Source organism: Salmonella sp. SAL-020 (assembly GCF_017372215.1).
GTDB lineage: Bacteria > Pseudomonadota > Gammaproteobacteria > Enterobacterales > Enterobacteriaceae > Salmonella > Salmonella enterica.
Genome location: NZ_CP071690.1, coordinates 2,310,233 through 2,336,466 on the forward strand (window position 1 = coordinate 2,310,233; position 26,234 = coordinate 2,336,466).

The window sequence follows — 26,234 nt, forward strand, 5'->3', positions numbered from 1 at the left end:
ACAAAAATTTATCGCAGAGGATTTTTATCCATCGCAAGCGTGATGGATAAAATTATTTAAACTCAGATAATTACTTGAAAATTCAATCGGGGCTATCGTTTTCCCCTAATCCACGCCCCGGTAACGTTTGACATGCGGCGTTAACGGAAGGTGGTGCTGTCTGTGGGTATTTTTCATCGGGCGTAATATAAACCTGACTCGTGGCGACATAGCCATCATTAAAAGTGGCTTCGATATAGGTAGCTTCCCAACCTGTCTTCGGTTCATTTAACGTAATACTGATCTTATTGTTGGCGGGAATATCTATTGTAAGCGGCTTATAGCGGATGCCACAGGCATAACGAAAATCACGCGCATTTGGATTGTTAGCTGTCCAGCGAACGACTTTTACCGGCGCTTCTGAGAAATAGACCGTAAGAAGATGGTGGTGAATAAGGCCGATCAACTGTGGTAATGTTTTTTTACTTTGAAACCTATTAATAAAAGGAACGAGGCTTTCTTCAGCGAACTGGTTAATTGAGTAGTGGTTCATATTAGGCACTATACGTAATGATTTTACGCCAGGAAGTTTGCTATAATAAAAGCGAGTGTTGTCTGGTACGAAAAAATCATCGCCACTTGCATTAATAATATATTTCGGTATTGCAAGTCGGGGTTGATAAATAGTATTGAGATATCTTAACGGATCTATTATTTGCCTTAGTTGGGTAAATGTGGGGGATTTTATTTTCTCATCTATGCCTTGCTGGTAGTAGGGGTAGAATGTAATGGGCCAATTTCCACCGTATGATTGATAAATATGCTCAAGTGAAGCATCAATATCAAGTAGATCAATGGCGAAGGGAACAATTGCTTCAACATCAGGATCGGCGATAGCTGACAACCAGGTGGTCCACCCACGCTTTGAAATACCTGTAATGATAAAGGAATTTATATTCCATTGCGTTAACTCCTTTTTTGCTAATCTCATCGCTTGCGATAGGGCAGTGACCATAGGAATATTTAAAGGCATTAACTCACGTTTCTCCGGCGCTTCCATAAATAATGCCCAGCTTCGGGAAACGCTCTCGTCCTCTTTCAGTGGTTTTTTATCATCCTGAAAGGTTAAATATTGGTTAGGTATATCACTCACTGATATTACGATGGTATTCGTATCACGGGAGATGCTTGCCAGTGTTTCCTGGGGGAAATCACCGGGTTTACCAGTGATTTGTACGCCTTTATCATAATTAATTCCGTTGTTTACAACCACCAAAGCATGGTGCTCTTTTGCCGTTTCAGGGATATAAATATCAACGTTATGTCGCCATTGCGCAGGGGTTACCATGTCATCTGGCGACCAGTGTTGCGATAATAATTCATAGTGTCTGACTACCACCTGTGCTAATGGAGCTGTATTAATCAAGGTATATTTTAGCGGTGTGCCTGAAATCTGCTCCCGGTAGTCGGGGAGAACATGAGACAAATCACACTCCGGGCTGTTTCGACAAAAGAAGATGTTGTTATGAAGTAGTGTATAAACTTTTGTAGAAATGAAAAACAGTACGATAACAACGAGATATGTTTTTTTCATGCTTTCCCCGCGCTTTACAAGGGCAAATGCCAGCCAGCATAATTTCCATAAATACCTCTTAAACATTCAATATAAGTACAATACTTTTGATAAATAAGGGAAGAAGGGAACAATAATGTTTGTGACGTTGTCATATTATTCTGTTTCTGGTTTCACTATTAGCACTGAACTTTTTGAAAGGTAAATCATTGCCGTCACCAGACCAATAATGGCGACAGAGATAGCTATACCGATCCAGACTCCATACAGAGCATAACCCAGGACAAATCCGCCCAATACGGGGGATATAAAATCAGCGATTGCGATTAATGCCTGCGCCGTTCCGATGACGATACCTTGTCGGGCAGGCGATACATGGACGGACAAGGCGGCAAGATAAGTGGGTTTGGCTAGCGCATCAGCGATGCTAATACAAACGATAGCAAAAACAAGCACAGGTATGGTCGTGGCGATACCCGCAGTGAGAAATCCAGTACAAAGAAGAGCGAAGATGAGGATAATTAGCTTTCGCTCCGAAAAATATTGGCTCACCCAACCTAACAGAAATAGCTGAACGAAAATATTAATAACCCCGTCCGCCATTAACAGATAGCTTAACGCTTTTGGCCCAAAGGGAAGCCCATTCCAGATGAAGGTGTCAGAAAGAAAAACAGGTAATTGTGAAGAGTACATGCCATAGGCGAAGAAATGACAAAGCATTACGATGATTAAGACGCGAAGGACAGGCATCTTTAAAATAGCGCGGGCAGAGAACGCCGCTATTTTATCTGTGGTACGTGATGTTGTGGAAGGGTCTTTTAACCCCCAAATCGCGACCAGGGCAGACCCAAGGACAAGTATAAAGGCGGCGTAGATCGGCGCGCTCAGACTGATACGCGATAACCACCCGGAAACGCCTGCCCCGACAATACCGCCTAAACCAATGCAGCCTGTGAGGATACCGATTGCCTGACGCCGATTTCTGACGTGCGTACAATCGGCAATATAGGCTGCGGCGGCTGACAAATTCCCGGCGCTAATGCCAAAAAGCGTGCGGGCGAGCAGGATAAACAGGATACATTGCGCGTTGGCGAGTAATAGTAAACTTATCGCCGCAATAGCCAGCGTGACAATCAGTATTCGCTTGCGGCCAACGCGATCGGAAAGGTGGCCAATCAGGGGCGCCGCACAAAATTGGCTAAAAGCTTCAGTGGCGATGATGATTCCAATGATAAGCGGCGAACCGCCCATCTCGCGGATATAAAAAGGCAGTACCGACATTACAGCCGCTGTACTGGCGGCGTAAAGGCCGACAAGCAGGAAAACAGGCAAAATACGCCGCTTGTTGAGCGGGGTGATAGTTTCGCTGTCGGTGTTCTCATAGACATTAGTATTCATCTTTAATCCCTATGGCAAAACGAGAGAGATAATTTTCAATATCGTTGCTCTGTTTGCCGTGAAAGAATGCGCCGACATAGCCATCGGGTCGAATCACCACGCATTGACCCGGCGCCAGATGATAGGATTCCCGGAAGTGCCCCAGGGTATCGATGAGCTCGTCCTGCTCGCCAATGTGATGAATACGCAGTCCTCGCCGCGCATCGATGACCTTACCGTGGGTTTCGTAGGCCAACAGATTCCAGTCCGGACCTTGTAGTAACTGAAATAATCGTAATGATTGGCCGCCGGCGCCCAAAAGAGGAGCATCCGGAGCTCTTTCTCCCGCTTGTAACCCATGCTGACGTTCGGGCAACGTGTGGGCTAAGGGGGAGTCGGTATACTGGATGTCAAGTTGTTGAACGTCGCGTTCTCGTTTGATGCCACCCTGTTTTTGAGAGTCAAGTAATCGGGTCGAAAGGTGGAGCAGTGATTCGGCTACCGGGCGGCGTTCCTGTTCATAGCTATCGAGAAGCTCTTCTCCTGCGCCCCGCAGCGAGGCTGCCATTTTCCACCCCAGGTTATAGGCATCCTGGATGCTGGTATTTAATCCTTGCCCACCCGTCGGCGGATGCACATGAGCGGCATCACCGGCTAAAAATACCTTACCCACACGGTAATGTTCCGCTATGCGCGCATTCATCTGGTACTTCGATACCCAGGGAATCGAATGGATGCGAACATCCGTCCGCCCGATTCGTTCAGTAAGAAAAGCCGTGAGCACGTCGGCTGAGAAATTCTGCGAGTCGTCCGGGGCCAACAACGCCTGGATTTGAAAGAGCTGCGTGCCGGCGAGAGGGCAAATCGTTATCATCCGCGTCATATCGCCATCGTTAAAATGGTGCCATACATCCCGGTTTAGACCGGAAAGTGAAGCGTCAGCCACAAGCGCATGGATTCCCAACGTACGACCGGGGAAGCTGACGCCTAATTTTTTTCTGACAAAGCTTCCGCCGCCATCCGCACCTATCAAATAATGCGCGATGATGACCTCTTCTCCAGCCGGCCCGGCAACATACGCGGTGACTGTGCGTGGGGTTTGCGCAAAATGTCGTAACTCGCAGCCGAACTCCACCCGATGTCCCCATGCTTTTAATTGCTCTCGCATAATCGTTTCTGTCACGTTCTGTGGAACCATCAATGGCAGATGGTAGGGTTCGGCGTGGGTCGGTTTTGTATGATGCGCAATATCTGAATCTACATAGCTTCCGTCGTGACGGTAGGTTCGTAGTCGGGGATAGAGCCCGCCGGCGGCGACCACTTTATTGAGTATTCCAAGATCCTCGAAGATTTCTTGCGTTCGCGGCTGAATACCTTTACCGCGGGAGCCGATAAAAGGCGTCGTTCTTTTCTCAATCAGGCGAAATGAGACCCCGTGACGCGCCAGTTCGATGGCTAAAGTAAGCCCGGTAACGCCAGCGCCGCAGATCAGTACATCTGTAGTGGTGTATCTTGTCATCGTCTCTCCGATATGTGTATTATGCACATAAGAGGAGACATGCTATGTCAGAAAATAAAAATGTGCAAGATACACATATTTCCGAGCAAATGAAGGCGCTTCACGGTGCGTTGATTCGCGTGGTGAGCGCGCTTAACCGGCCTCGTAATGATGAGAAATTAATTGCAGAGGCGGGGATACAACTCGATCGTGCGCTATTTTCGATCCTTATTAGTATCGAACGTTTAGGGCCGATTGGCGTTGTTGAGTTAGCCGAACGTGCCGGTCGTGATTATACGACGGTAAGCCGACAGGTCGCCAAACTGGAGAAGTTGGGATTGATAATACGGCAACATAATGCCATCGATCGTCGTATACGCGAGGCCGTTATCTCCCGTACAGGAAAGGCGATGACGGAGCGTATAGACGCCGCTCGAGAGCAAATGGGCAAAGTTGTTTTTAAAGACTGGCCTCAGGATGAACTTGATGTCTTTGTTCGGCTAATGCAAAAGTTTGCCGATGCAATGGATAGCGATGCTTCAATGCCGGAATAAGCAAAAGAAAAGGGCGGTCAAATCCGATCGTCCAGGCTAATATCGGTATCTGACATTGATTAAATAGCCAGCAAAGTAAATATAACAACAACATTTATCGAGTTAATTTTCACCCTTTGAAAGGCCAACGTATACTGCAGAATACGGCTATATAACAATCGCCGTATCAATGGTTTTTCAAAGGGTAAATATATGCTTACCGAAAAATATGATTTTCGCATTACCGATCAGATGACTATCCCACTCAGACCTCATTGGATAGCCAATGATTCATACAGGGAAAAGTGTAAAATGCTTGTCCTCAACCGGAGTAAAGGGGAAATTCATAAGGTAGACTTTAGTAAATTAACAGATTATATCAAAGAAGGTGATGTAATCTGTTTTAACGACAGTACTATAATAAACCATATGTTTATCTGTAAAACAAGACAGAATAGGCTAATTAAAATTGTTTTAGAGGGATTTTTACCAAATAATAGAGTAATTATTTCCGGACTTTTAAAGGAAAGGCTTAACGCGAATGATGTTTTCTATTTGGTTGATAACCCTGAAATTTCCATTAAGATAGAGCAAAGGTTTAGCGAGGAGAGCCAGTACCGGGCCGTCGTGGAAAATCATGAGGCCTTAATTTGCTATTTAGCCAGTCATGGTGAGCGTCTTGATGAGTATGTGGACTCCAGCTTGTTTTATAAATATCCAGATGCTTACCGTTCCGTTTTTTCTAAAAAGTATGGTTCTTTGGAAATACCTTCTGCCGGCATTCATTTTACCTGGGATCTTATCCAAAAAATCAAAGATAAAGGTGGGTTAATATCCTTCATCACTTTACATGTTGCATCAACAGAAATGTTGTCCAACAGAAAAATACAAACAAAATGTGTAGAGGAAGTGACTATCAACGAAGAATACTACGAGGTTCCGCAAGCAACAGCGGATATCATTAATACTGCGAAGCAAAATGGCGGACGTATTTTTGCCGTAGGAACTACCGTTACACGATGCCTGGAGTCCGCGTATTCGAGGGAGCACAATTGCCTCAAAGCAAGTTCTGGCTGGACTGCGCTTTATATACATCCAGGCTATCAACTGAAAGTGGTTGACTGCCTGCTAACGAACTTACATCAGCCAAAAACGACGCATATGGTGTTAACTGGTCAGTTTGCTGGGGTTGATCTACTCATGAAGGCCTATGCCTCAGAAGATATCCAGTCATGTCAGTTCGATATGTTTGGTGATTGCATGTTAATCATACAGGATGAAGGGTAGGGATGAATAAAATAAAACCGGTACACATAATGCTACCGGTTTTACCGAGAATAAGCATCAGGGGATTCGGGCAATAACCTTTATTTCGAAATCAAAGCCGGCCAGCCAGGTAACGCCAACAGCGGTCCAGTTAGGATAAGGGGGATAGGCAAATATCTCCTGTTTCACCGCCATCACGTCGTTAAGTTGTTGCTCTGGATCGGTATGGAAGGTGGTGACATCCACTATGTCATCGAATGTGCATCCTGCTGCAGTCAGTGTTGCTTTCAGGTTTTCAAAAGCAAGCCTCACTTGTTTTTGAAAATCAGGCTCCGGCGTTCCGTCTGTGTGACTGCCTACCGTTTGACGGGAAAGAGAGTATTTCCTGAGTGATTAGCTTCTGTGTCGTGTCATTTTGTAGACGGCATCATTTTCACGCTTTCCAACACCAATGATAGTTACCGTGATAATTTCATCTTCGACGCTGTAGACCAGTCTGTATCCTGCACCACACAGCTTAATTTTGTACTAGTCAGGGATTACAAACGCATTGCCAGAGGAAGCGATAAAATATGGTAAGTGATACTCTTGAACAGCGGATTTATGAACTGGTAAGAAGCCATGATGGAATTTACCTCTTTAAGAAAAAAGAACTGACACCGTCAACAGATTTGGATTCAGATCTACGGCTGGAAGATGATGAAGCACTGGCATTGATGGATGATTTTTTTACGACATTTAATGTAGATAGAGGGAGTTTCTCGATCACAACATACTATCCGCCAGAACCACCGCTAAAGCATTTGCTTAATCCGTTTCGCAAAAACGATATTCCTCAGGTGGCGGATTTCACTATAGGTATGCTCATTGCGTCTGCCAGGGCTGGTCGCTGGTTGTATGACTGATTCACGCTGGGGGGCTGCTTTTCGCCTTCCGCCATTATGGTGCGCATAATGTATATTATGTTAAATTCACCAGAACATTTAAAAGACATGTTAAAGCGGCTGGATTCGTGTATGTCAAAAAACTTCTGGCCCATAAGTTTGATCCCTTCCCTGCCGTGACGCTGCGCGAATTCTGTTGATTTGCACCCGCTTATCCTGCACACGATTTCACGCAGCACACGCCACGCAGGCATAAAAAAACCGGCCACTGTGACCGGTTCGTCGCGCAGGTTTTTGGCTCAGTGGGTTTTACCCTGGTCCGCTGCTTTTTCTGACTGATGTTCTGCAGCTCTGACAACGGCTATAAACGCTTTGATACCCGGATCCACATCCGGCGACAACATGCGCATTGTTGATTTGGCATTCCTGCCGAACCTCGTCAAAAATCGCAGGATAAGCGAACGTGACTTTAATCAGCGTGCGCAGCATCCTTTTGGCGACTTCCATTTCACCCGCCAGAATTAATTCGTGTATCTCCTGGATAATCTGAACCCGCGGCCCGATGTCCTTTTCGATGTCATACGCGGCCATGTTTTTTACTCCTATAATCAGCACGATATTTTTCGACGGCACCCAGGTCGTTATGATACTGACAATACACTGGAAAATCGGTAGCTACTAAAATTTGCAGTTACCAGGATTTAAGATGATTTTAAAAATGTTTATAAATTCAGGCTGCGCCGCAGTGATTGCACTGATTTCCACGTAACATGATAATCAATGGCTTTGATACCCTTTAAACGAACAAATATGAGCTTAACATGGCGACAATAAAGGATGTTGCATCCATGGCCGGTGTATCAACCGCGACTGTATCACGCGTCATTAACCAGACCGCGTGGGTTGAACCCGTCACGCGCGAACGTGTAGAGAAAGCCATGCGCGATCTCAATTATCGCCGGAATGCCGCCGCTATCGCGCTGGCGAAACGTAGCGGCGATATGCTCGGATTGTTAACCGGCAATCTGGCCGATCCTTTTTTTGCCCGCCTTGCTCGCGGCGTAGAAGATGTTTCTCGTAAGCAGCAGTATCGCTTGATGGTATGTAGCGGCGGCCACGACGAAGAAATGGAAAAAGCGGGACTGGATTTTCTGGTTAATCAAGGCTGTGAGGCTATTGTTGTACACGCCAGCCGATTACCGGATAAAGAGCTGCTGCGCTACGCAGCCCACTTTCCAGCGCTGGTTGTTGTTAATCGTTATATCGCCGGTATGGCCAACCGGTGTATCTGGCTGGAAAATCGCAGCGCCGCCAGGGAAGCGACCCGATATCTCCTGGCGAACGGGCATCGGCGCATCGCCTGTGTGACATCTGACTTGCCAATTATCGATCGTCAGGAACGCCTTGATGGTTACCGTCAGGCGCTGGAAGAATATGGTATTTCTCCAGACCCTCGCTGGGTGATTAGCGTTCCGTTTAACGAAGAAGGCGGCGAGCGGGCCGCGCATCAACTTATTAATAGCGGGCTTCCCCTTACGGCAGCGGTCACGTTTAACGATGTGATGGCCGCTGGCATTATGCGTATTCTTCATCAACGCGGCGTTCAGCTTCCGCAACAGCTCTCTATTGTCGGCTTTGATGATGTGGTGCTGGCCCGGTATCTTTATCCGGCGTTAACAACAATGCATTATCCGGTCGAACAAATGGCGCGTTGTGCCGCGCAACTGGCGATACAGTTATACCAGGGCATTACGCCGCCGCCCAGCAGCAATCATTTCAATGCCGAACTGGTGATCCGCGATTCTGTCGCGCCCTATTTTTCACGATGAATGCGTCGTCAACAGTAAAAACTGTGATGACTATCAAATTAACCCTTCTCATGTAATCGGTTACATGGACGAAAGTAATGGATCACAGTAGTGAGAAGCGTATCCCCCTACCCTTGAGCTACCTTACTGACCGGAGCTCCATTATGAGTGCATCACAAAACAAGAAGAAAACGCTGTCATTGGGTTTAGCGCTAATCCCAGTCATCTCCATGTTGTTATTGTTGATTATCGGTTACGGCATCATGGGGCTACGTATCGAACCGCTCCTTCTGTGCTCTGCGGCGGTAGCGGCAGGCATTGCATGGTGGCAAGGATACTGTTGGGAAGACATCATCAACTCAGTGGTGGATAAGCTGGCTAAAGCAATGCCGGTTATCATGATCCTGATCTGCGTGGGCGGTTTGATTGGCACCTGGATGTTTAGTGGCACCATTCCCTACATGGTGTACTGGGGGCTAAAACTCATAAGCCCGGAATATATTTTGATTGCAGCCTTCTTTTTAACCAGCGTGGTCTCCGTCTGTACCGGTACATCATGGGGATCCGCCGGGACGGTTGGCGTTGCGTTAATGGGGGTTGCCGCCGGGCTGGACGTGTCTCTTGCAGCAGCAGCTGGCGCCGTTGTTTCTGGCGCTTATTTCGGCGACAAAATCTCACCGTTGTCCGACTCGACTAACTTTGCCGCGATTGTCGCAGACACTACTCTGTTTGAGCATATTCAGCATTTACTTTGGACGACCCTGCCAAGTTTCCTGCTTGCCGCCGTGGTTTATCTTATCGCCGGACACAGTAATATGCTGGGCGAGGTGGCTACGCCGCAGCGCGTTACGGACATCATCCACTCGCTGGAGTCGCTATACCATTTTAATATTATTCTTATTTTGCCGCCGGTGATCGTACTGTGGGGCGCAATTCGCAAAAAGCCTGTCATCCCATTAATGTTAAGCGCCTGCGTACTTGCCTTGTTCCTCGGCGTCATCATGCAGGGACTGAGCATCAAACAGGGACTGGACGCTTTCATTGATGGATTTGATATCGCCATGTTCCCACAAGGCGCAGAAGGTGTCGTGGCCGATGTTCCGCGACTGCTAAACCGGGGCGGAATGTTCTCGATGATGGGAACGATACTGTTAGTTTTCTGCGCTTTTTCATTTGCCGGAGCGCTAACGTTAACCGGCGCGTTAACGATCATCATTAACCGACTGCTGACCATTATTCATAGCGTTGGTCAACTCATTGCCGCCACTATCGGCACCACAATTTTGGTCACAGGAGCGACCAGCGACGGTAAACTGGCATTGTTAGTTCCCGCCGAACTGTTTAAAGATGCCTATCGTCGTATGGGGCTGGATACTAAAAACCTTTCACGGACGATAGAAGATGCCGGTACCGTTATCGAACCTCTCCTGCCGTGGACCTCGGCTGGCGTCTACATGGCAACCACGCTGGGCGTTAGCACGCTTGATCTTCTGCCCTGGGCTATCCAGTGCTATGCGGCGATCTTCTTCGCATTAATTTATGGTTTTAGCGGAGTTGGTATTGCCAGAACTGCCTCCGCTTCAGAAAAGTCGCCGCAAACGTCAGTGACGAAATAATAAGGAAACAAGATGGATTTTAACCAGATTATCAATCGCAACAATACTGGTTCGGTAAAGTGGGATTTTATTGAGCGTCACTTTGGCGACGGCGCTGGGAAACTGCTGCCGATGTGGGTTTCTGATTTCGATTTTGCCTGCCCGCCTGAGGTTCAGGCGGCATTGCATCAGCGAATCGAGCACGGCGTATTTGGCTATAGCGAACGTGATGAGGCCTATTTTAACGCCCTGCTTCACTGGTTTTCGTCACGCCACCAGCTTACGTTAAAACAGGAATGGGTATGCAGCGTGGAAGGCGTCGTACCAGGGTTGGCGCTCTTAGTGCAAATGTTGACGCATCCAGGCGACGGCGTAGTGGTACAGGGACCATACTATGGCTCCTTCGCCAAAATAATCACGCTTAATGGTAGAAAACTGCTGGAGAATCCCCTTAGCGAGTCGCCGGACGACGGCTACCAGATGGATTTTTGCCAACTGGAAAGGCTGTTTCGCCATGAGCGCCCTCCGCTGATGATTTTGTGTAATCCACATAATCCAACCGGGCGTTGCTGGTCGGCCAACGAGCTGGAGCAACTGCTTTTATTATGTGAAGCTTATGATGTCACTCTCATCTCGGATGAAATATGGGCCGATCTATTGCTGCCCGGCGAAACCTTTACCTCGGTACTGCATTTAGGGGAGCGCTGGCATAAACGGGTCATCTCCGCCACTGCGGCCAGCAAAACGTTTGGCTTATCGTCGTTGCGAATTTCTAATTTTCTCATTCCCGATCCTACGCTTCGCCAGCGATTCCTGTCTCGTCTGGACGCTCATGGGCTGGACGTCTTTAACGCCCTCTCCGTTCAGGCGGCGACTACCGCATGGAATGAAAGCAGACAGTGGCTGGATTCGCTACTGGATTACCTGGCGGAAAACCGCCGCTGGTTTGTTGAACAGGCGACAGAGCACCTTCCCTGGGCAAGAATTGTCCCGGCGCAGGGAACCTATTTATTATGGATGGATTGTAAAAAACTGGGACTGGATGACGAACAGCTAAAATGGGTAATGGCGGATGTCGCGGGTATTGCTCCTTCAATGGGCAGCGGCTTTGGCCCGGCGGGCAGCGGATTTATCCGTTTAAATCTGGGATGTCCACGTACCTACCTTGAAATGGCAATAGACGGCCTGAAGCGAATATCGGTGAAGACAATCAAAGGAATACCAACAGGCGGATGAATTTTTCGGGCGGTAAACTGACACCGGTGTTATTTCTGCGGCATGATATCGCCTGAGCGCCAGTAAAAAACCGGCCATCAAGGCCGGTTGGGTCCGGAGCGCGGTTTCACTATCAGGGGCGTCTGAATAACACGATACTGCGCCCGGCCAGATCGAAATCCATTTCTTCGGTAATCCGTATTCCCTGCTGCGCGTTATCGGCAGTCGTCAGTTCAAGTACCCAGCCGCCTTCTCCCCACATCGGAATACGGAACGGTACGCTGCCTTCAAACGGATTGAAAAGCAGTAAGGCGTCATGCCAGATCCCCGCTTCCGGCTGAAGATCGGGACGACTAATGCATACGCCTATGGTCGATCCCTCATCCCATTGTTCGGATTGCTGCGCCCCTCCGCCGGCGTTAAACCAGCGGATCTCCAGACCGTCACGCCAGCTTTCCCGGCGCAGCAGCGGTTGCGTGGCGCGCAGTTGAATCAGATGACGGGTAAACTCCCGTAGCGCATTGGCGGTTTCCGGCAAATTATCCCAGTGGACCCACGATATTTCACTGTCCTGACAGTAGCCATTATTATTGCCCATCTGACTGCGGCCAAACTCATCGCCCGCTAATAACATCGGCGTGCCGTGCGAGAAAAGCAAGGTGGTCAGGAAATTACGTTTCTGTCGCTCGCGTATCGCATTGATGCCCTCGTCGTCGGTTGGCCCTTCTGCGCCATAGTTACAGGAGCGGTTATCATTATGCCCGTCATTATTATCTTCGCCATTGGCTTCATTATGTTTGTCGTTATAAGACACCAGATCGTTCAGCGTGAAGCCGTCATGGGCAGTAATAAAGTTAACGCTTGACCAGGGGCGACGGCCGCGCAAATCATAGAGATCGCCGGAACCCAGCAGGCGTGCGGCGAAATCATTTGTGACGTTGTCACCTTTCCAATATTCGCGTACCGTATCGCGGTATTTATCATTCCATTCGCCCCACCCTGGTGGAAAGCCGCCAACCTGATAGCCGCCCGGTCCGATATCCCAGGGTTCGCCAATCAGTTTCAGTTTTGCCAGCACCGGGTCTTGCGTTACCGCATCAAAAAAACCGCCTCTCTGATCAAAGCCTTCCGGCTCACGACCAAGAATGGTGCCCAAATCAAAACGAAAGCCGTCGACATGCATTGACTCCGCCCAATAGCGAAGGGAATCCATCACCATTTGCAGTACCCGTGGATGAGAGGTATTGACGGTATTACCTGTCCCTGTATCGTTAATGTAATAGCGATGCTGATCGGGCATGGTGCGATAGTAAGAGAAGTTATCGATACCTTTAAATGACAGCGTGGGGCCAAGCTCATTCCCTTCTGCCGTATGGTTATAGACCACGTCCAGTATCACTTCGACGCCGGCATCATGGAAAGCGCGCACCATATCGCGGAATCCCTGAATACCTTTTGGACCATAGTAGCGCGTCGCCGGCGCAAAAAAGCCCAGCGAGTTGTATCCCCAGAAATTTTTCAGTCCTTTATCGAGCAGATGCTGATCGTCCGGGAACCAGTGAACGGGTAAAAGCTCGACGGAGGTAATACCCAGACTTTTAATGTAATCCACGCTGGCTTTATGTCCCATGCCCTCAAACGTACCGCGTAGAGGCTCAGGGATCGCGGAATTAAGCTGGGTAAAGCCTTTTACATGCGTTTCATAAATAATGGCGTTCGACCACGGTATGGAAGGCCGTTGTCTATCCTCCCAATTCGCCTCAGCCGGATCAATCACCCGGCATTTAGGCGTAAATGGCGCGCTATCCTGGTCATCAAAGGTCAAATCTTTATCGTCATGAAGTAATTGATACGCGAAATGCGCATCGTTCCACTGAATATCGCCCACCAGCTCACGGGCATAAGGGTCAATAAGCAGCTTGTTGGGGTTAAAACGATGACCATTTTCCGGGTCATAAGGACCGTAAACGCGGTACCCATACAGCGCGCCGGGCTGCAACTTCGGGACATAGCCGTGCCATATTTCGTCGGTATATTCCGGTAACTCCAGACGAGCGATTTCATGCTCCCCGCTCGGATCGTAAAGACAAAGCTCGACGCGTTCCGCATGGGCGGAAAAAATAGCGAAATTCACGCCTTCGCCGTCATAATTTGCGCCAAGCGTATGGCTGTATCCTGATCTGATTTCAAAAGCCCTGTTTGTTGTCATTCTCTTTCTCCACCCACGGTAAACGTTGTCCTGTCACGGCACATCAACACATAAACTCAGTCGCTCATTAAAACCAGTACGCCGCCCTGGTGTGAGGCCAACGACAGGCGTTCACCAGGCATTAACCTCTCCTGGGTAAGCACATTGCGATAACGATGCTGATTAAGCTGTCCGGGTATAATAATGTCGGTTCCTGACCAGAAACCGCTATGCGATTGTGACAATAAGCCGTCACATTCGGCGAACACCAGTCGGGGCGCAACAACAATCAGCGCATCATCATGATTGACTCTGGCGTAAGCGATGACCTTGTCGGCACGCTGACCAACAGCCCGCAGCGGTATATAGTCGCCAAAACGGAAGAGCTCATGATTCTGCTGACGCAAACGCAGTAAGGCGGCGGTGACATACTGATTCACCTGCCCGTTCAGCCAACTCTCTTCGCGCGAGAAAACTCCCGGCGTTAGTTGGTCTAACTGCTGCGCCAGCGTGGCGAAATCCGGTTCGCGGCGGTTGTCGGGATCGACAAGACTAAAATTCAACGCCTCGCTTCCCTGATAGATATCAGGTACTCCCGGCGCGGTTAACTTGATAACGGTCTGCGTCAGGCTGTTAACCAGCCCTGCGCGGATGAAGGGTTGCAAGGAACGATAAAAATCCTGCAAAAATGTCTGATTATCCGGCGCCAGTAAATAACGGGCGTAATCAAGCATTGCCGTTTCGTAAGCCTCATTACTGTCCACCCAATCGGTACGTAGCTTCGCTTCGCGTAGCGCTTTCTCCACAAAGGCTTCAAAGCGTATTTTCAGCGCGTTTAAACCTGTTTCGTCCTGTGGTTGTAGCATCGGGGGCCAGACGCCGGTCAGCGCCTGATATAACATCCACGTATCCGCCGATTTTGGCGCAGTGCCATCATTCAAAAATTTGACATGGGTCTGGTTCATCTGCCGCCAGCGGGCAAGGCATTCGCTCCACTGTTCCGGCGCTTCGGTAAGCGTATACAGGCGTGCTCGCGCATCCTCGCCTCGCTTGGTATCGTGGGTCGACGTACCGGATAACGCATCAGGCTGTCGCGCCTGTCGGGTTTTCATCTCATGGTGAAAGCGTTCGATGGAGAAGTGATGCGTGACGGGCTCGGCGCCGACTTCATTTAACGCCAGTCCCATGTTTTGACGAAAGAAAAGCGTATCCTCTACCGATTTCGCCATCAGCGGACCGGTGAGTTGCTGGAACCGAACGCGAAACTGTGTCGCCTCCTCCTGGCTGGAGGCGGGAACATCGCCAGTAAGAAGACGGCTCAGAAATGTAAGCGCTTCTGGCTGCGGAGGATTTTCAAGCGTCTTTACCCGTTCCACAATACGGTGTAACAGGCAAATATCGGTCGGCGGTAGCCCTTCTGCCGTGCCGTAAGTGCGATATACGGGAAAGGCAATTAATAACTCGCGTAACGCCTGCCGAACGATGCTCTCTTCCTGTGCGATCTGTAGCTCGCTGGCAATCGACAGCGCAAGCGCGAGCAGCCGGGTAAATTCCCCCTCGAAATTGCGATCGACCATCAGCAATTTAGCCGCCCGTAATTCCGCCCGCATATCCACTGGCGCGCCTTTAACGGTCTCGTAAGCCTGGCGCAGATTGTCTATCTGCTCATCGTCAACCAGCACCTCCGCCAGCGAGGCGATAAATTCATAGCCTGTGGTGCCGGAAACCGGCCAGTCATCAGGAAGTTGCTCGCCTTTAGCGAGAATTTTTTCCACGGTGATATAGCACGCCGGCCCCACTTCCTGACGTAAACGCGCAAGATAGGCTTTCGGATCGGCAAGTCCGTCGATATGATCGATACGTAAACCGTCAACCGCCCCCGTTCTGACCAGCTCCAGAATCAGCCGATGTGTATCGTCGAAGACGGTTTTATCTTCCACCCGCATTCCTACCAGCCCTGTGACCTCAAAGAAACGCCGATATGAAAGCGAGCGAGCGGCATCGCGCCAGGACATTAATTTCCACGGCTGGCGCTCATGCAAATCAGCAATAGCGGCTTTATCGGTAAGCGCCAGTATTTCGGCCTCGCGCCCCTGCCACGTCGCCGGCGCAAGCGGATAATAGTTATCATAATAGGCGAACGCGGGTTTACCCGTAGCGGGATCGGGCTTGATCGCAATTTCTCCGTTTTCCAGCACGGCGTCAAACGTGTCGCCTAAAAAAGGCAGCGTCAGTCGGCGCGACCAGTCAATATCGAAATGGCGCGCGTAACGGCTCTCCTTGCCATATTCAAGCACGTCGCGCCACCAGGCGTTTTCCAGCGAGCTGGCCATGTGATTAGGCACAATATCGATGATCAATCCCAGACCTTGCGCTTTAAGTTCGGCCACCAGTCTTTCAAATCCTTCGCGCCCGCCAATAGAAGGCTCAATCTCATTCGCATCGGTGACATCATAACCATGCGTTGACGCTTTGGTGGCGGTAAAGATGGGTGAGGCATAAAGATGGCTGATACCCAGATTTTTAAGGTAAGGCACCAGCGCCGCAGCGCGATCGAAGGTCATGCCATTACGAAACTGAAGACGATACGTTGCAGTTGGGATCATGATGCAGACTCTCCCTGGGCTAAGCGGACAATAAGAGAATGTTGGGAAAGCGACCCGGTGGATTCATTCGGCCAGGCGAAGAGGGTCTTACCCGGTAAATCGGGCAGCAATACCGTCGTGGCGCTAATATTCAGCGCCAGTGACAGCGTTCCTCCCGGAAAACGCCAGCTAACGGCAATAAACCCGGGCGCGGTTTGCAATACCGTTCCTGAGCTCTCACGGGCAGCGGACAACAGCGGCACGATATGCTTCTGGCGCAAAAGCAGTAGTTCGCGGGTAAATGCCAGCCACGCTTTACCCTCTTCACTGTGCTGTTGCTTCCAGTTAAGTTTTGAGCGTTGAAAGGTCTCTGGCGCATTCGGGTCCGGAACATTTTCCCCTGCATGATCGGCAAACTCTTTTGCGCGACCTTCACGAACGGCGCGGGCTAAATCCCCATGGAAATCGGTAAAAAAAAGAAAAGGACGGCTTTCGCCATACTCTTCGCCCATAAAAAGCAGCGGAATATGCGGTGAAAGCAGCAACGTGGCGAGCAATACTTTTGTTCGTTCAGCGCCCGCCAGGGTTATCAGTCTGTCGCCCTGGGCGCGGTTACCGACCTGATCGTGGTTCTGAATAAAATCCACAAAGGCGACCGGAGGTTGTCCGGTACTTTTTACGCCGCGAGGTTCGCCGGTTTGGGGGGAAATTTCTCCCTGATAAGCGAATCCTTCGGCCAGCGCTCTCGCGAGGTGTTTTTCCGGGGTATCAGCAAAATCGTTGTAGTAGGCCTGGGTCTCTCCGGTCGCAAAAACGTGGACGGCATTATGAAAATCGTCATTCCATTCGGCGGTAAACAGCGGCGCATTGCCATCCTGATCACGGGGATGCAGAGAAATAATATTGCGGCTATCTTCGGTAGTCAGATGAATGGGTCTGTCGGTAATGTCTTCCCGAATACGTTGTGCGATTTCAACCAGCACATGCCTGGCGCTACTGTCCTCAATCTGATCGATAGCGTCAAAGCGTAAGCCGTCGAGATGGTATTCTGTCAGCCAGTATAACGGCGCCTCGATGATATAGCGCCGCACGGCGTCGACATCATAGGCGATACCATTTCCCCACGGCGTCATGCGCTCTTTGTGGAAAAACGCCGGCGCCAATAGCGGTAAATAATTTCCCTCCGGGCCGAAATGGTTCAGCACAATATCCAGGACGACGGAAAGACCATACCCATGCGCGGCGTCAATAAACGCCTTGAAATCATCCGGCGTCCCATAGGCAGAATGCGGCGCGTAAAGCAGTACGCCGTCATAGCCCCAGCCACGCTCGCCGCCAAATTGCGCAACGGGCATCACTTCAATAACGGTAACGCCGAGTTCAGCGAGATAAGGCAGCTTCGCTATTGCGGCGCGGAAGGTGCCTTCCGGAGTGAACGTGCCTGTATGCATCTCATACACCACGGCCTGCTCCCAACGGCTACCTTTCCACCCGGTGTTGCGCCACGTGTAGCTGCCTGGATCAACCACATATGACGGACCGTTGACGTCAGTTTTTTGGGCGCGGGAAGCCGGATCGGGGACCACCATGCCATCGTTGAGTACAAAGTTATACTCCGTACCTGGCGTCACCCCGGAGACGTCCAGCGTAAACCAGCCGTCACCGCTCGCCTGCATTTCCTGGTCTTTACCCGCAAGCCTGAGCATAACCTTTTGCTGACCGGTGGCCCAAAGACGAAAGCGGACAACATCAGCGGCGATATATTCAGCCCCCCAGCTTTTGCAAAAAATTTTTGAACTCATTTGTCGCTCCGTTTAACCCATAACCTCTACAACATCCGAAGAACAAGCATAGACTATGGGGCTAATCTTTACGTGACACTGTCACTTAACAGGCATTCTTTTTCCTATCTGCGTGTAAAACCGTGGAATTATTGTCGGGATTGCTCAGATGTACCGAAGTGCGCGGTATCGCCTCGCCCGTGTTCGCCAGAGCCCTGAACACGCTGTAGCTGGATAACCTCCCCCTGCTCCCAGGCGTTAGCCCCCTTAACAACGGGATGTTCAGGCAGATCCTGCCGCTCGCGTTTAATGGCCTGGGTATCAATTCCCAGACGGCGATCCCGATCGGCCAGCAGCGCGGGGTCAAGCTGCCCGTCGCCAGTAAAGCCCATCATCAGCGCAGGGATACCCATTGGCAGGGTTTTATCCCGGTCGGTATGCCAGGTGTGCCAGGTCTTGCCATAAGTATTAACAATCTTACTCATCAACGCTTTATCAGCGACCTGCGGTAAGCCAGGCGCCACCAGGCTACCGGATTTCACCTCGTACTGGTGGCTGTGCCACAGTTTTTTCTCCTCGGGAGGAAGCGTTTTAAATAAACGTTCGCTGATAATGTACTCCACCCCCATCAGGCGCGCGTTTTTCGTATTGCCGTCGTAAATCACCGCCTGCATGACATCTTCGTTCAGGACGGTAACGTAATGGTGCGCTTCCATCTGTCCGTTTTTATCACCGCTATAAAAATGGAACCCGTCAAGGTAGGTACTGATGGCATCGACAGGTGGTCTGGATTGAATAGCCGCCGCGCCTGTTTCCAGGGTACGTAATTTGGCAGAGGTTTTTTCCCCGGGAATAGGCGTTTGCGGCGGCGTATTATTGGCGCCGCATCCGGCCAGAAAAGGAATGATAAAGAGTGCCAGCGGTAAAATTTTCATTAGGTCTCCATATAGTGAAAGGGCTCTAATGAAAATAGTGCAATACCACGTGATTGGTAGAAGAAATGGAAGATGTTATTTGTGACGGTGTCACAAATAGTAAAACCCGACACACAGGCCGGGTTTTGATATCAGTTTACTCTTATTTTGAGAGTTCTTTCTTGATTTCGTCTTTTATTTTGCTTAATTCACTCTGCGGGTTTTTCTTACAAAGCTCAACGGCTAGCGGCACTGCTGTCGTCTCAGTTTCCTGGAAATCTACGTAGTCCCCGCCTTTAAAATCTTCATCTTCATTCAGCACCCAGAAAGCGACTGGCGCCATCGTCTGCGGATTGAGGTCAACAAACTCCTGGCAGCTCATACCTTTAGGCGTAACGTTTGTTTTAGTAGTATCTGTTGCCGCATTCACGCTAACACTGGTTACCAGCGCTGCCACGATAATACCTGCTGTAGCAAGGGAGAATTTATTCATTGTTGTTGCTCCAATAATTATATAAATAACCTCTACATCTGCGCGTTAACCCGTTAATGTAGAACACAGAAAATAATACCCCTCCTCTCTCAGGAATAAAGATCACCCTCCGTGATATGGCTATTATTGATATTTACGTTGACTGATTTTGATGTTTGATGAATAAAGCAACATGGCGAGCAGATTTTAAGGCGGAAAAGTAGGCCACGACAATAGCCGCAGACGTGGTCTACGGCGCGTTGAGGTGATAGAAATACGGCAGGATCTCAGATAGACCGGGAGCAAGCCCTCCGTCTGAAAGTATATTCATCAGCCCGATCAACCCATCGTTACCGGGCTGGAGAGGTTATCAGGCGTTAAGCTGGTAGTCGAGGGTGATTTCCGCATTCAGAACCTGCGATACCGGGCACCCGGCTTTTGCTTTCTGGATGATTTGATCGAAAGTTGAAGCATCAATATCTGCTACCGCGACTTTGCTTTGTAGCGCAATTTTGGTAATGGCGAAGCCCGCCTCCACCTTATCAAGCGATACGTCAGCGGTGGTGTCAATGGATGTCGGCGTAAATCCAGCCTCTCCCAGCATGAGTGATAGCGCCATGGAGAAACAGGCCGCATGTGCGGCGCCAATTAACTCTTCCGGGTTGGTTCCCTGCGCGCCTTCGAACCGGGTATTGAATCCATACGGTTGTTGATTAAGCACGCCGCTTTCTGTTGATACAGTACCTTTACCCCGTTTGATGTCGCCTTCCCAGTGTGCCTGACCTTTCTTATGGATTGTCATTTTTGCTCTCCTGTTGGCTCAAAAAATAAAGTATAGACCATGCTGCTAATCTGCGTTGTCCATGCCGATGGAGGTAGCATGTTGTCGATTACCCGCACTTCAGATATAGAAAATAGTTGTATGCTTTTTCAGTGATGAATATTAAACCAACAGGGCTCCCTTTCTTTAAAGAATATATCCCTCCTTTTGTCCTTACTTTTTCTTCTGGAGGCGTATTCCATTATGTATATTTTATATGTATATTGAGATTTATCCTATCACATTGTAATAAAGGATAAAAATCACAATAAGTAGCCTTTTAAATGTATATTAATTGACCACTATTTGTATGAGGATATGTAATTGGCAAACGTAATATATTTTCTTCAGGGGTAAACAATTAGAGTTCCGCCTTGCGTTAAAATAACTCCAGGACTAATCTTAACCACAGCCGCAAAAATATTTGCCATGCTGAATACGAATTAATTTTCTGCGAGCCGTACTAAATAAATACATGTTCACGGAGGCATTATATGTTTACTTATCACTCAGCAAATACCTCAGCAGCACAACCGGCCTTGGTCAACGCGATTGAACAAGGATTACGCGCGGAGTTAGGCGTTGTCACTGAAGATGATATTTTAATGGAGCTGACCAAATGGGTTGAGGCTTCCGACAATGACATCCTCAGTGACATCTACCAGCAGACCATCAACTATGTGGTAAGCGGGCAGCACCCGACTCTGTAAAACCTGCTATGCTGTATCGGCAACCTTAGGGGTTACGTTTCTTTCGCGTAAGCGAATTTGTCCTTAAAACTAGCAACAGGATTGAGGAGTTAACATGAAATCGAACCGTCAGGCTCGTCATATACTTGGACTGGATTACAGAATTTCCAACCAGCGTAAGGTTGTTACTGAAGGCGACACCAGCAGCGTGGTGAATAACCCAACCGGCAGAAAGCGCCGCGCCGACAGCCAAAAGTAATCGTACAGTCCTGAAATGACGTTAAACACCATTGCATCTGCAATGGTGTTTTTGTTTATAGGAATGACCTTAACGTCTCACAATGCTTTATACTCAGGGTCGGTTCCCTGGTGGAAGGCAATATATGATGATAAACGACGGTGCCAGGGACAGTTATTCGAAAAAGAGTGAGTAACATGGAAACTATAACCAAGAAAGCACGTTCCCTTTATATCCCTTACGCTGGCCCTGTATTGCTGGAATTCCCCCTGTTAAACAAAGGTAGCGCTTTTAGCGTAGAAGAGCGCCGCAACTTCAATTTGTCAGGGCTGCTGCCAGAGGTCGTCGAGTCGATTGAAGAACAGGCCGAACGCGCCTGGCTCCAGTATCAGGGGTTTAAAACAGAAATCGATAAGCATATTTACCTGCGTAACATCCAGGATACCAACGAAACGCTCTTTTATCGACTGGTGCAAAACCATCTTGAAGAGATGATGCCGGTTATCTATACCCCGACCGTGGGCGCGGCCTGTGAGCGCTTCTCTGAGATTTATCGCCGGGCGCGCGGCGTATTTATCTCTTATCCGAACCGTCACAATATGGACGACATTTTGCAGAATGTGCCTAACCACAACATTAAAGTTATTGTGGTGACGGATGGCGAGCGGATTCTGGGGCTTGGCGATCAGGGCATCGGCGGGATGGGGATCCCTATCGGTAAGCTGTCATTATACACCGCCTGCGGCGGCATTAGTCCGGCCTATACCCTTCCCGTTGTGCTGGATGTCGGCACCAACAATCAACAGTTACTCAACGATCCGCTTTACATGGGCTGGCGTCATCCGCGCATTACCGACGATGAGTATTATGCGTTTGTCGATGAGTTTATTCAGGCCGTTAAGCAGCGCTGGCCAGATATCCTGCTACAGTTTGAAGATTTCGCGCAGAAAAACGCAATGCCGCTGTTGACGCGCTATCGTGATGAGATTTGCTCCTTTAACGATGATATTCAGGGCACCGCAGCCGTGACCGTCGGTACGTTGATCGCCGCCAGCCGCGCTGCCGGCAGTCAGCTTAGCGAGCAGAAAATCGTTTTCCTCGGCGCGGGTTCCGCCGGATGTGGGATTGCTGAACAAATCATCGCGCAGACTCAGCGTGAAGGTTTAAGCGAAGATGCCGCTCGACAGAACGTTTTTATGGTCGATCGCTTCGGCCTGTTGACGGACCGGATGCCTAATTTATTGCCGTTCCAGGCAAAACTGGTGCAGAAATGCGACAATCTCCAGCACTGGGATACCGAAAATGACGTGCTGTCGCTGCTGGATGTGGTGCGTAACGTGAAGCCGGATATCCTGATCGGGGTTTCCGGCCAGACCGGGCTCTTTACTGAAGAGATCATCCGCGAGATGCATAAGCATTGCCCTCGCCCGATCGTCATGCCGCTCTCTAATCCCACCTCTCGCGTGGAGGCCACGCCACAGGACATTATCGCCTGGACGGAAGGCAACGCGCTGGTGGCAACCGGCAGTCCATTCTCGCCGGTCATCTGGAAAGATAAGATTTATCCGATCGCACAATGTAATAACGCCTATATTTTCCCCGGCATCGGTCTGGGGGTTATCGCTTCCGGCGCATCGCGCATTACTGATGAAATGCTGATGTCAGCCAGTGAGACGCTGGCGAAACATTCTCCGCTGGTCAATAACGGCGAAGGATTAGTGTTACCAGCGCTTAAAGACATCCAGGTCGTGTCGCGCGCTATCGCTTTTGCCGTAGGTAAAATGGCGCAGCAACAAGGCGTAGCGGTGAAAACCTCTGCGGAAGCGCTGCAACAGGCGATTGACGATAACTTCTGGAAACCGGAATACCGCGACTACCGTCGGACTTCCATTTAATACGTACCCGGCGGTGAATGCCGCCGGATATCATTTTCTTCTTTAGTTTTAGTGAGTCTGTCGACACACCTGAATTCCTTTCCCTGCTTATTTGTCAAGCTACTAATATTAGCCACCTTTATGTATTGAACGGGGATTTATCAGGATAATCCTGGCTAAACTATTACATTGTATTTCTGCCGCCTTGCATAACTCATCAGAAATATTAATCCTAAAGAGGTAATAGCACCTTACCTGCTATTACCTGCTATGCAGTTCACTATTAATAAAAGGAGAAGGTTATGAAAGCTGCTGTTGTCACACAAGATCATCAGGTTGATGTTACTGAGAAAACGCTGCGTCCCCTTCGCCACGGTGAAGCTTTGCTAAAAATGGAGTGCTGCGGCGTATGCCATACCGATCTACACGTGAAAAACGGCGATTTCGGTGACAAAACCGGCGTCATTCTGGGACACGAAGGCATTGGCGTCGTGGCGGAAGTCGGTCCTGGTGTCACCTCGCTGAAACCCGGCGATCGCGCGAGTGTCGCGTGGTTTTATGAAGGATGCGGACACTGTGAGTATTGCAATACGGGCAATGAAACCTTATGCCGCAACGTGAAAAATGCCGGTTACACGGTAGATGGCGGCATGGCCGAAGAGTGTATTGTCGTCGCGGATTATGCGGTGAAAGTACCGGAAGGTCTGGACTCTGCGGCGGCAAGTAGTATTACCTGCGCGGGCGTTACCACGTATAAAGCGGTGAAGATTTCTCATATTAAACCTGGCCAGTGGATTGCCATCTACGGTCTGGGCGGTCTGGGTAATCTGGCCTTGCAGTACGCGAAAAACGTTTTCAATGCGAAAGTGATCGCCATTGATGTCAATGATGGACAACTGAAACTGGCCGAGGAAATGGGCGCAGATCTGACCATTAATTCACGTACGGAAGATGCGGCTAAAATTGTGCAGGAAAAAACCGGTGGCGCGCACGCAGCGGTGGTTACCGCGGTCGCTAAGGCGGCGTTTAATTCCGCAGTAGATGCCGTTCGCGCCGGAGGTCGCGTGGTGGCAGTCGGGCTGCCGCCAGAAGCCATGAACCTTGATATCCCTCGCCTGGTGCTGGATGGCATTCAGGTTGTCGGTTCGTTGGTGGGGACACGCCAGGATCTGACCGAAGCCTTCCAGTTCGCGGCGGAAGGAAAAGTCGTGCCAAAAGTCGCTTTACGTCCGCTTGAAGATATCAACGTTATTTTTAAAGAGATGGAACAAGGGCAAATTCGTGGCCGTATGGTCATCGATTTCCGTCGTTAAACGATTTGCTGTGGTCGTCTGAGTATACAGACAGCAGATGAAAACAAGGCGCTACCAGGATAGCGCCTTGTTTATCAGATTGCGAAAGAATTACTGAATACCTTCTTCGCTCTCTTTTTTTGCTTCCGCCTTCTCGATTTCACGATACCAGCGTGGATGATGTTTCTTCGCCCAGCGACGGCTGACCTTCCCTTCGATCATGCCTTTAATCGAGCCTTTCACCCAAAATGCCATATACATATGGATGAGGATCGCGTGCATTAAAATAATGCCCGCCGCCGCATGAATTAACAGGCTATAACGCACCACCTGCATGGGGAAATACTGCGCGAAATACGGACGCCAGATAATCACGCCAGTCACCAGCAGCACAAAAATCATGCTCATAATGGACCAGAACATCATCTTCTGTCCGGCATTGTATTTGCCGACATCCGCCACCTTATGCTCATTGCCTTTCAATACTTCGACAATATTTTTCAGCCACGGAATATCTTTTTTATCCGGGATGTTGTGGTGGACGAAACGCACGAACATAAACATCAGCGCGATGAAGATGGCAATACCGAAGAACGGGTGCAAAATACGTCCCATCTGCGGCGTGCCGAAAGTTTGCGTCAACCATTGTAGCGTCGGGAAGAAAAACGAAATTCCCGACAGCGCTACCAGGAAGAAGCAGATCACCACCGTCCAGTGACAGGCGCGGTCGACAAATTTCGTGCGCACAATCATTTTCGACTTACTCATGATGATCCTCCTCATCGTCGTCCGTTTCTTTATTCGGGCCAATACCGATGTAGTGGTAAATCAGACCGGCGAAAGTGGCGATAAAGCCCGCTGCGGCCAGCGGTTTTAGCGCCCCTTTCCACAGATTGATTGAGGTATCGATCTGCGGATCTTTCGGCAAGCCGTGGTACAACTCCGGCTGATTGGCATGGTGCAGCACATACATGACGTGCGTGCCGCCGACGCCCTGCGGGTTGTAGATACCGGCATGTTCAAAGCCACGCGCTTTTAACTTCTCCACGCGTTGCTCGCCCAGTTCCAGCATCTCTTTTTTGGTGCCGAAGTGAATAGCCCCGGTCGGACAAGTTTTGACGCAGGCCGGTTCCTGGCCCACGCTGACGCGATCGACGCAGAGCGTACATTTATAAACGCGGTTGTCCTCTTTGTTGAGGCGCGGAATATTAAACGGACACCCGGCGATACAGTAACCACAGCCGATACAGTGTTCAGATTGAAAGTCAACAATCCCGTTCGCGTACTGGATGATAGCCCCGGCAGATGGACAGGCTTTAAGACAGCCTGGATCTTCACAGTGCATACAACCATCTTTACGAATCAGCCACTCCAGCTTGCCGTTCTGCTCGGTTTCGGTAAAGCGCATCACCGTCCAGGACTTGGCGCTGAGATCGGCAGGGTTATCGTACACCCCGACACAATGACCAACGTTATCGCGAATATCGTTCCATTCAGAACAGGCTACCTGGCAGGCTTTACAGCCGACACAGGAGGAGACGTCGATCAGTTTCGCGACTTCGGCTTTGTAATCACGCGCCTGCGGAGGCGGCGTGATGGCGTTTGTTGCGGACCGTTTAATAATGTCCTGCGTTTCCATAGACATATGTTCGC

General features: G+C 49.6%; 22 protein-coding genes and 2 pseudogenes. 11 read left to right on the plus strand and 13 right to left on the minus strand.

What is annotated here, in order from left to right:
* Positions 1 to 82: 82 nt before the first annotated feature.
* The 3 genes from J1G48_RS11205 to J1G48_RS11215 all read right to left on the minus strand — a co-directional run bounded on the left by J1G48_RS11205 (position 83) and on the right by J1G48_RS11215 (position 4,448).
* Positions 83 to 1,639, minus strand: a complete 1,557-nt coding sequence (locus J1G48_RS11205; protein WP_000476916.1) for a PhoPQ-activated pathogenicity-related family protein — start codon at positions 1,637 to 1,639, stop codon at positions 83 to 85.
* Between the two features lie 69 nt (positions 1,640 to 1,708).
* Positions 1,709 to 2,950, minus strand: coding sequence for an MFS transporter (locus tag J1G48_RS11210; protein WP_001095738.1), 1,242 nt, complete (start codon positions 2,948 to 2,950; stop codon positions 1,709 to 1,711).
* Complete coding sequence (locus J1G48_RS11215) at positions 2,940 to 4,448, minus strand: FAD-dependent oxidoreductase (RefSeq protein ID WP_000199415.1); 1,509 nt, start codon at positions 4,446 to 4,448, stop codon at positions 2,940 to 2,942. Before J1G48_RS11215 ends, J1G48_RS11210 begins: the two co-directional genes overlap by 11 nt.
* Before the next feature lie 44 nt (positions 4,449 to 4,492).
* Between J1G48_RS11215 and J1G48_RS11220 the strand changes: the two genes are divergently transcribed.
* Both J1G48_RS11220 and J1G48_RS11225 read left to right on the plus strand, forming a co-directional pair.
* Positions 4,493 to 4,981 (plus strand): MarR family winged helix-turn-helix transcriptional regulator, encoded by a 489-nt coding sequence (locus J1G48_RS11220; RefSeq protein WP_001293634.1) that lies wholly within the window; start codon positions 4,493 to 4,495, stop codon positions 4,979 to 4,981.
* Between the two features lie 192 nt (positions 4,982 to 5,173).
* On the plus strand, positions 5,174 to 6,247 hold the full coding sequence (locus J1G48_RS11225) for an S-adenosylmethionine:tRNA ribosyltransferase-isomerase (RefSeq protein ID WP_000954686.1): 1,074 nt from the start codon (positions 5,174 to 5,176) through the stop codon (positions 6,245 to 6,247).
* A 57-nt stretch (positions 6,248 to 6,304) separates the two neighbouring features.
* Here the strand turns inward: J1G48_RS11225 and J1G48_RS11230 are convergent.
* Positions 6,305 to 6,586 (minus strand): annotated as a pseudogene (locus J1G48_RS11230) (RidA family protein); the annotation flags it as partial.
* 33 nt (positions 6,587 to 6,619) lie between these two features.
* Positions 6,620 to 6,760, minus strand: a pseudogene (locus J1G48_RS11235) (type II toxin-antitoxin system mRNA interferase toxin, RelE/StbE family); the annotation flags it as partial.
* A gap of 38 nt (positions 6,761 to 6,798) precedes the next feature.
* Between J1G48_RS11235 and J1G48_RS11240 the strand changes: the two are divergent.
* From J1G48_RS11240 to J1G48_RS11255, 5 genes are all read left to right on the plus strand, one after another.
* Positions 6,799 to 7,131 carry a DUF1493 family protein gene (locus J1G48_RS11240; protein ID WP_000253159.1) on the plus strand — a complete coding sequence of 111 codons (333 nt, stop codon included), beginning with the start codon at positions 6,799 to 6,801 and terminating at the stop codon, positions 7,129 to 7,131.
* Positions 7,132 to 7,512: 381 nt separating this feature from the next.
* A complete protein-coding gene (locus J1G48_RS23525; RefSeq protein ID WP_254888761.1) occupies positions 7,513 to 7,635 on the plus strand; it encodes a hypothetical protein in 123 nt (40 codons plus the stop codon).
* Between the two features lie 296 nt (positions 7,636 to 7,931).
* Complete coding sequence (locus J1G48_RS11245; protein ID WP_000201082.1) at positions 7,932 to 8,939, plus strand: LacI family DNA-binding transcriptional regulator; 1,008 nt, start codon at positions 7,932 to 7,934, stop codon at positions 8,937 to 8,939.
* A 143-nt stretch (positions 8,940 to 9,082) separates the two neighbouring features.
* Positions 9,083 to 10,534 carry a Na+/H+ antiporter NhaC gene (gene nhaC / locus J1G48_RS11250; RefSeq protein ID WP_001276624.1) on the plus strand — a complete coding sequence of 484 codons (1,452 nt, stop codon included), beginning with the start codon at positions 9,083 to 9,085 and terminating at the stop codon, positions 10,532 to 10,534.
* Positions 10,535 to 10,546: 12 nt separating this feature from the next.
* Positions 10,547 to 11,749, plus strand: a complete 1,203-nt coding sequence (locus J1G48_RS11255) for a MalY/PatB family protein (RefSeq protein WP_000347156.1) — start codon at positions 10,547 to 10,549, stop codon at positions 11,747 to 11,749.
* 112 nt (positions 11,750 to 11,861) lie between these two features.
* On the opposite strand, the gene glgX is transcribed toward J1G48_RS11255, so the two are convergent.
* The 6 genes from glgX to J1G48_RS11285 form a co-directional block, all read right to left on the minus strand.
* On the minus strand, positions 11,862 to 13,937 hold the full coding sequence (gene glgX / locus J1G48_RS11260) for a glycogen debranching protein GlgX (RefSeq protein WP_000210596.1): 2,076 nt from the start codon (positions 13,935 to 13,937) through the stop codon (positions 11,862 to 11,864).
* Between the two features lie 56 nt (positions 13,938 to 13,993).
* Positions 13,994 to 16,522: a malto-oligosyltrehalose synthase gene (gene treY / locus J1G48_RS11265; protein WP_000613139.1), complete on the minus strand. Its 2,529-nt coding sequence runs from the start codon at positions 16,520 to 16,522 to the stop codon at positions 13,994 to 13,996.
* Complete coding sequence (gene treZ, locus J1G48_RS11270; protein ID WP_000095548.1) at positions 16,519 to 18,303, minus strand: malto-oligosyltrehalose trehalohydrolase; 1,785 nt, start codon at positions 18,301 to 18,303, stop codon at positions 16,519 to 16,521. The genes treY and treZ overlap by 4 nt, the downstream gene beginning before the upstream one ends.
* Before the next feature lie 128 nt (positions 18,304 to 18,431).
* On the minus strand, positions 18,432 to 19,217 hold the full coding sequence (locus tag J1G48_RS11275) for an OBAP family protein (protein ID WP_000698598.1): 786 nt from the start codon (positions 19,215 to 19,217) through the stop codon (positions 18,432 to 18,434).
* 142 nt (positions 19,218 to 19,359) lie between these two features.
* Entirely contained in the window at positions 19,360 to 19,689 is a 330-nt protein-coding gene (hdeB, locus tag J1G48_RS11280; RefSeq protein ID WP_001032161.1) for an acid-activated periplasmic chaperone HdeB, read from the minus strand.
* 349 nt (positions 19,690 to 20,038) lie between these two features.
* Positions 20,039 to 20,470 (minus strand): OsmC family protein, encoded by a 432-nt coding sequence (locus tag J1G48_RS11285; RefSeq protein ID WP_000152297.1) that lies wholly within the window; start codon positions 20,468 to 20,470, stop codon positions 20,039 to 20,041.
* A gap of 512 nt (positions 20,471 to 20,982) precedes the next feature.
* Between J1G48_RS11285 and bdm the strand changes: the two genes are divergently transcribed.
* From bdm to adhP, 4 genes are all read left to right on the plus strand, one after another.
* Positions 20,983 to 21,198 carry a biofilm-dependent modulation protein gene (gene bdm, locus J1G48_RS11290; RefSeq protein WP_000495700.1) on the plus strand — a complete coding sequence of 72 codons (216 nt, stop codon included), beginning with the start codon at positions 20,983 to 20,985 and terminating at the stop codon, positions 21,196 to 21,198.
* A gap of 94 nt (positions 21,199 to 21,292) precedes the next feature.
* Positions 21,293 to 21,436: a stationary-phase-induced ribosome-associated protein gene (gene sra / locus J1G48_RS11295; protein WP_000841559.1), complete on the plus strand. Its 144-nt coding sequence runs from the start codon at positions 21,293 to 21,295 to the stop codon at positions 21,434 to 21,436.
* A gap of 176 nt (positions 21,437 to 21,612) precedes the next feature.
* Positions 21,613 to 23,310, plus strand: a complete 1,698-nt coding sequence (locus tag J1G48_RS11300; protein ID WP_000447951.1) for an NAD-dependent malic enzyme — start codon at positions 21,613 to 21,615, stop codon at positions 23,308 to 23,310.
* A gap of 281 nt (positions 23,311 to 23,591) precedes the next feature.
* Positions 23,592 to 24,602: an alcohol dehydrogenase AdhP gene (gene adhP / locus J1G48_RS11305; protein WP_000642447.1), complete on the plus strand. Its 1,011-nt coding sequence runs from the start codon at positions 23,592 to 23,594 to the stop codon at positions 24,600 to 24,602.
* Positions 24,603 to 24,692: 90 nt separating this feature from the next.
* Here adhP and fdnI read toward each other — a convergent pair whose 3' ends face one another.
* Positions 24,693 to 25,349, minus strand: a complete 657-nt coding sequence (fdnI, locus tag J1G48_RS11310; RefSeq protein WP_000045657.1) for a formate dehydrogenase-N subunit gamma — start codon at positions 25,347 to 25,349, stop codon at positions 24,693 to 24,695.
* Positions 25,342 to 26,226 (minus strand): formate dehydrogenase subunit beta, encoded by an 885-nt coding sequence (fdxH, locus tag J1G48_RS11315; RefSeq protein ID WP_000061599.1) that lies wholly within the window; start codon positions 26,224 to 26,226, stop codon positions 25,342 to 25,344. The genes fdnI and fdxH overlap by 8 nt, the downstream gene beginning before the upstream one ends.
* Between the last annotated feature and the right edge of the window lie 8 nt (positions 26,227 to 26,234).

Bases quoted from the DNA above. Each gene is read 5' to 3' on its own strand.
- J1G48_RS11210 (WP_001095738.1), bottom strand. From the start codon at position 2,950: ATGAATACTAATGTCTATGAGAACACCGACAGCGAAACTATCACCCCG.
- fdnI (WP_000045657.1), bottom strand. From the start codon at position 25,349: ATGAGTAAGTCGAAAATGATTGTGCGCACGAAATTTGTCGACCGCGCC.
- hdeB (WP_001032161.1), bottom strand. From the start codon at position 19,689: ATGAATAAATTCTCCCTTGCTACAGCAGGTATTATCGTGGCAGCGCTG.
- J1G48_RS23525 (WP_254888761.1), top strand. From the start codon at position 7,513: ATGCGCATTGTTGATTTGGCATTCCTGCCGAACCTCGTCAAAAATCGC.
- J1G48_RS11205 (WP_000476916.1), bottom strand. From the start codon at position 1,639: ATGTTTAAGAGGTATTTATGGAAATTATGCTGGCTGGCATTTGCCCTT.
- J1G48_RS11245 (WP_000201082.1), top strand. From the start codon at position 7,932: ATGGCGACAATAAAGGATGTTGCATCCATGGCCGGTGTATCAACCGCG.
- sra (WP_000841559.1), top strand. From the start codon at position 21,293: ATGAAATCGAACCGTCAGGCTCGTCATATACTTGGACTGGATTACAGA.
- J1G48_RS11300 (WP_000447951.1), top strand. From the start codon at position 21,613: ATGGAAACTATAACCAAGAAAGCACGTTCCCTTTATATCCCTTACGCT.
- J1G48_RS11255 (WP_000347156.1), top strand. From the start codon at position 10,547: ATGGATTTTAACCAGATTATCAATCGCAACAATACTGGTTCGGTAAAG.
- bdm (WP_000495700.1), top strand. From the start codon at position 20,983: ATGTTTACTTATCACTCAGCAAATACCTCAGCAGCACAACCGGCCTTG.
- J1G48_RS11225 (WP_000954686.1), top strand. From the start codon at position 5,174: ATGCTTACCGAAAAATATGATTTTCGCATTACCGATCAGATGACTATC.
- treY (WP_000613139.1), bottom strand. From the start codon at position 16,522: ATGATCCCAACTGCAACGTATCGTCTTCAGTTTCGTAATGGCATGACC.
- nhaC (WP_001276624.1), top strand. From the start codon at position 9,083: ATGAGTGCATCACAAAACAAGAAGAAAACGCTGTCATTGGGTTTAGCG.
- J1G48_RS11220 (WP_001293634.1), top strand. From the start codon at position 4,493: ATGTCAGAAAATAAAAATGTGCAAGATACACATATTTCCGAGCAAATG.
- adhP (WP_000642447.1), top strand. From the start codon at position 23,592: ATGAAAGCTGCTGTTGTCACACAAGATCATCAGGTTGATGTTACTGAG.
- treZ (WP_000095548.1), bottom strand. From the start codon at position 18,303: ATGAGTTCAAAAATTTTTTGCAAAAGCTGGGGGGCTGAATATATCGCC.
- J1G48_RS11240 (WP_000253159.1), top strand. From the start codon at position 6,799: ATGGTAAGTGATACTCTTGAACAGCGGATTTATGAACTGGTAAGAAGC.
- J1G48_RS11275 (WP_000698598.1), bottom strand. From the start codon at position 19,217: ATGAAAATTTTACCGCTGGCACTCTTTATCATTCCTTTTCTGGCCGGA.
- glgX (WP_000210596.1), bottom strand. From the start codon at position 13,937: ATGACAACAAACAGGGCTTTTGAAATCAGATCAGGATACAGCCATACG.
- J1G48_RS11215 (WP_000199415.1), bottom strand. From the start codon at position 4,448: ATGACAAGATACACCACTACAGATGTACTGATCTGCGGCGCTGGCGTT.
- J1G48_RS11285 (WP_000152297.1), bottom strand. From the start codon at position 20,470: ATGACAATCCATAAGAAAGGTCAGGCACACTGGGAAGGCGACATCAAA.
- fdxH (WP_000061599.1), bottom strand. From the start codon at position 26,226: ATGTCTATGGAAACGCAGGACATTATTAAACGGTCCGCAACAAACGCC.